The organism is Streptomyces pyxinicus (assembly GCF_024753135.1).
GTDB lineage: Bacteria > Actinomycetota > Actinomycetes > Streptomycetales > Streptomycetaceae > Streptomyces > Streptomyces pyxinicus.
Genome location: NZ_JANUGP010000082.1, coordinates 1 through 449, shown reverse-complemented (window position 1 = coordinate 449; position 449 = coordinate 1). Strand labels below are relative to the sequence as shown.

Here is a 449-nt window from a genome sequence, read left to right as displayed (position 1 = left end):
GCCAAGGGCAAGCTGACGGCGCGGGAGCGGATCGAGCTGCTCCTCGACTCCGGGTCCTTCCAGGAGGTCGAGCAGCTTCGCCGGCACCGCGCGAGCGGGTTCGGTCTTGAGGCGAAGAAGCCGTACACGGACGGTGTGGTCACCGGCTGGGGCACGGTCGAGGGCCGCACGGTCTTCGTCTACGCCCACGACTTCCGGATCTTCGGCGGCGCGCTGGGCGAGGCCCACGCCACCAAGATCCACAAGATCATGGACATGGCCATCGCGGCCGGTGCCCCGCTGGTCTCCCTGAACGACGGCGCGGGCGCGCGTATCCAGGAGGGCGTCAGCGCGCTCGCCGGGTACGGCGGCATCTTCCAGCGCAACACCAGGGCGTCCGGTGTCATCCCGCAGATCAGCGTGATGCTCGGCCCGTGCGCGGGCGGCGCGGCCTACAGCCCCGCCCTGAC

The 449-nt window shown here is 71.0% G+C and carries 1 protein-coding gene; it reads left to right on the top strand.

Features of this window, described 5'->3' with window-relative positions:
* The coding region (locus NX794_RS35830; protein WP_309506071.1) for a carboxyl transferase domain-containing protein at positions 1–449 on the top strand (449 nt) is incomplete at both ends.